The sequence below is a fragment of the Acidiplasma cupricumulans genome (assembly GCF_001402935.1).
Taxonomy (GTDB): domain Archaea; phylum Thermoplasmatota; class Thermoplasmata; order Thermoplasmatales; family Thermoplasmataceae; genus Acidiplasma; species Acidiplasma aeolicum.
Window position 1 is genome coordinate 1 of the sequence record NZ_LKBH01000083.1, and the last position, 4,640, is coordinate 4,640.

The following is a 4,640-nucleotide window of genomic DNA, read 5'->3' on the forward strand; positions in this document are numbered from 1 at the left end:
TATATATTAGTTATCTGTCTAAATTTTTTTTGCTCTTTCCAGTAAGAAATTAAATAGAATTACAAATTGCCCGATAGTCAGCCATAATGGTACCAATATTTTTGCTAGCACTAATAAAATTAGTTTTTAAAATCGAAACAAGTATAAAAGAGAAAAATATAGATGTCTTCCATTTTTTCAGTATAAAGTTTTTTAGCAGGTTCTAGGAATGAATTAACTACATCATCATAAGAAAAATGAGATAATGCTGCTATACTGGAGGAAAGGTTAAAGTATAGGTTAGATAGAAAGAATAAAAAATCAACAAATGACGGTACCGCTCTCCAAGTAGTTGAATAAAACCCTATCCTCTTGGAAATTTTATTATACTCATCCAGAGTTTCATCTAATTTTGTGTTGGATAGCCATTTCTTTAATTTTTTATATGTGTTATAATCTTCTATATATTTTTTGAAATACTGAGGTTTAGCTTTATCCTTGTGTTGTTCCAGTACTTCATCAGGAGACATAGAAGTATTTTCACTAATTTCCATAATATTTCCTATAAGACCCAACATATTGGCGTTAGAAGTTAATTTGAAAATGTATAAGATAGAAAAGAAATCAAACTTAGAATCGATATTATCTATGACAAAGTGAACACAGTTTCTTATAATTTCTGAATAATTAGGGTCTTTCAACTGTGGGGCTTTTGAGAGCAAGCCTTCTTTTATATCATCTAATGTACTGATTATATTATCTTCCAGCCTGAGAGCATATAAAATTGGAAAAGTGTAAACTTCCCCTAATTTACGATCTTCGGTTTTATGAAAATATATATCATTGATTGGGCTAAATGATTTAGTTCCAGTGTCTTCTAATTCTAAAGGCTTACTGTTAGATTTGATCAAAAATATGTTTACAAATCTTATTAAATGCCTTTTATCTAAAATTCTGACTCTAGTGTATTCGATAAAGGAATATAAAATATCCTTTATATCAGCATTAGCAAATGGATTCTCATTTACTAGGTCCCGTGCATATTTTAAGTACTCATACTCATACTCATTAAAAGTTATAGATATTCTCTTCATGTATGTACATATATAAAATGATTTTAAACTTTCGTTTGAAAAGGAAAAATTTATATGTCAAATATGCATAACATACATGCTTAGACATGATAAATAATAAAAAGTTAAACAGAACAAGTATATACCTGCCAATTGAGATTAAGTTAAAATTGATGAGGAAGGCAGCAAAGCTTAATCTGCCATTATCCCAGCTTCTCATTAGAGGTGCTGAGGCATATGAGGTGACAGAACATGATAAAAAATGATGAAAAAAAGAAAATTCCGAGGTTATTTGAGCTATGGGACAAGATCGTTAATGGTTCAGAACAAGAAAATAAAAAGGAGGAGGGAAAATGATAGCAGGAGACTACACCAGGCTAACCTTAATTTCCCTTATTTTTTATATTATATTGCATGTTAATAAACTTTTTCATAGTGAGGCATTAAAAAGATGACAAATGAAATACTAGAAGCTGCCAAAAAATATTGCGAAAACCATATTTTTATTTTTCCTGTAGGTAAAAACAAAGTGCCGCATACAATTCACGGCCTTAAAGATGCAACGAACGATTATAATCAATTTTTGAAATTATATAAACCAGGGGATCAGATTGCAATTCTGACTGGTGCTATAAATAATTTGTATGTTATCGATTGTGATGTTGAGAAGGATAATAATCACAGGCCCGTTATAAAGGATGGAAAAATTATAAACACCGGCGAACAGAACTTTATCAGCCAATTCATTAACAAAAATAATGCTGAAAAATTTAAAACAAAAACAATAAAAACTCAATCCGGAGGCAAGCAGCTATATTACAAATTGAGAAATAACCAGGTATCCTTAAAAACGCACATAGGAATATTACAAAAGGTGGATTTGAAGGGAGATGGAGGCTATGTTGTTGCACCTCCCAGTGAGGGCCAGTACGGAAAATACAAAATAATAGTTGATGCCCCAATTTCAATTATGCCTGATGAATTATATAATTATCTTTATGAATTAGATATGTCAGATGATTCTAATGAGACCATTGTACCCATTAATTTTAACGATTCAACCTTATCTTTATTAATTAAAACTGTCTCGGACATATTCAAGCATCCCAACGGCAAAGGAAATGAAATGCTAATGGCGTTTTCTGGTGCCATGGCCCTTAGAAATATATCAATTGAACACACAAAGGAGATAATAAAGGAAGCTGCAAATTTAAATAAATGGCCGGATGTAAATTACTCTGTCATTGATAATTCTTACAATAAGGCCAAAAATAACAAAAAAGTCCTTGGATATACAACTTTTAAAAATGATGTAATATCAAACAAGGATCAATATGAAAATTTTGATGAAATTATAAAAAACTTAGAATTAATCTTCGAACACTATGAATCACCATTTTATGATATTGATGGCCATAATGTTAAGCACTTTAACAAGGAAAAATCAATAAAATTCGTTATGTCCAAATATACAAACCTTTTTACCGATGAATTTGAGAATTTATATCATTTTTCAGACCTCGATGGATGGCATACCGATGTAGAAAATGAAATTAAAAAATTTATACAAATAACAGACAATTCAATATCCGAGCATAATATTAATGAGATTATAGCGGGAATAAAACATATAACTTACAGCAAAGAATTTAAAAACAAAAAACTGCCAAATACTTTAATACCGATTCCATCTGGCCTTTACAACGTTGAAACAAAAAAGCTGGAGCCCCATAACAAAAATTTTTTCTATAAAAACATTGAAAGGAAATACATCTCTGAGGCAAATCAACTTGCATTTGATTGTTTCTTAAACAAGATCCTGGTGAATCCTAAAAAAGATAAAAGAACTGTATATGAGTCTTTGGCCTGGTGCCTTCTAAATGATAATAACATTCAGGGCATGGTAATTTTTTACGGTGAGGGTGGCAATGGAAAAGGAATTATTCAAAATGATGTTATTTCAAATCTGCTTGGCCGTGAAAATGTGGCCATGCCAGATCTAAATAGGATTGCAAATTACCCATTTGAATTGCAATCTATTGCTAACAAAAAGGCCTTGTTATTCTCAGAATCCGTAAAGGGCGTTACATATAACTGGGAAATACTTAAAAGAATTACAGGCCATGATTATGAAAATATCCCGATTAAAAACAAGCCCTCGATACTTAGCCAGTATCAATCTGCTGTTATTCTATCAACGAATCAGTTAATTCCACCGAAAGATGAACTGGCAATATGGCGTAGAATCATAAACATCGTTGAGTTTAATAATTTCCTTAATACCTTAAATCCTGATGAAATTGCAAAAATTATGGCGCAATTATCAAACCCTAGTGAACTTGATGCCTTGTTTTCCTTTATTATAGATAAGATATATCCCGAATTTATAAAACATGGATTTACACATAGATATAACATAAAAACAGCCAAGGAAAGGTATTTAATGAAGTCAAATCCTGCAATAACATATTTAAAGCTTAAAGAGGCTAAAGATGAAATTCTAATAGATCCTGATGATGTTTTAAATTACTGCAAAAAACACGGATTGGATGAAAATAATTGCATTTCAGCAAATAGAGATGGCACAGTAACGGTTTTTGAAATCAAATCAGCACTGATAAAACAGGTTAATCAGTTCTGTAAGGCTAACCATTTACCGAAATACGATGAACAGGACAGGAACTCACAAACAAAGCTAGGACAAGCAATTCACTATCTTGACCTTGAGGTTTCTGAGTTTAGAAAAAGAATTAATGGAAAACCCATACATGCATGGTCAGGGATATTTGTAACACCCGATGATGAAGATCTAAAAATTGATGATAATGATGATCGCAACCCTGAAAATTCAGCCCTAGATAATGATAACAAAGGCCATAATTTTGATCTTAATTCTTTACCGGAGGGTCCAGTTAAACAATCATTAATAGAGGAACATGAGCAAAAAGAATTTGAAAAGCAAAAAGAACAGCAAAATGAGGATAACAAAAATGCAGGGAATTCAGAAAATAAAGACTCCGAGAAGGCAAAAGAAGGCAATGAAGGAAATAATGAAAATAACAAAGGTAACCCAGAAAACATTATAATGCCAAAAGGCAAAGCCCATTATTACCAGGTATTAAAAAATTTCAATAAATATGATTATTCATTTTTCTATGGTTCTGATATATCATGTAATAGTTCCAAGATTATACCCAAAAAAGGTTCATCTGAAACATCATATGTTCTTTTAAAACTTATTATCCCTGATAAATTGAATAAAACGCCAAAGGGTTGGGGTTTATTTTTAGCCGATTCTCAGGAAATATCAGAAACCGATTTTAACATATTATCCAGGGGTGATTCTCAATGACTTACACTGATATTTTTTATCTGGGCCCAGAGATGAATGTATGTGGCTATTACGGTGATTATAAGCTAATTCCAGGTAAAATAACTGTGGAATCCTGGATGGCTGATATTTTAATCAATCACGGTTATGGCTTATCCTTAAAGCCAGGAGATGAAAGCTATGAAAGAAGGAATAAAAAATATAATAAAAAGGTTAGAGCAGGCCATAAAGAAAATATTCAGAAAGGAGGCGAATTA

The 4,640-nt window shown here is 31.4% G+C and carries 4 protein-coding genes; 3 read left to right on the forward strand and 1 reads right to left on the reverse strand.

The features are described from left to right. Positions 1-119 precede the first annotated feature (119 nt). Complete coding sequence (locus tag AOG55_RS02630; protein ID WP_054963981.1) at positions 120-1,073, reverse strand: hypothetical protein; 954 nt, start codon at positions 1,071-1,073, stop codon at positions 120-122. A gap of 86 nt (positions 1,074-1,159) precedes the next feature. Here AOG55_RS02630 and AOG55_RS09270 point away from each other — a divergent pair, with 86 nt between their 5' ends. From AOG55_RS09270 to AOG55_RS02640, 3 genes are all read left to right on the forward strand, one after another. Then, the gene (locus tag AOG55_RS09270; protein ID WP_156318727.1) at positions 1,160-1,318 is read left to right on the forward strand and encodes a hypothetical protein; all 159 of its coding nucleotides are present in this window, start codon (positions 1,160-1,162) and stop codon (positions 1,316-1,318) included. Between the two features lie 185 nt (positions 1,319-1,503). Then, entirely contained in the window at positions 1,504-4,404 is a 2,901-nt protein-coding gene (locus AOG55_RS02635; RefSeq protein ID WP_055040854.1) for a bifunctional DNA primase/polymerase, read from the forward strand. Next, a partial coding sequence (locus AOG55_RS02640) for a hypothetical protein (RefSeq protein WP_156318728.1) occupies positions 4,401-4,640 on the forward strand: 240 nt, incomplete at its 3' end. The genes AOG55_RS02635 and AOG55_RS02640, both read left to right, overlap by 4 nt.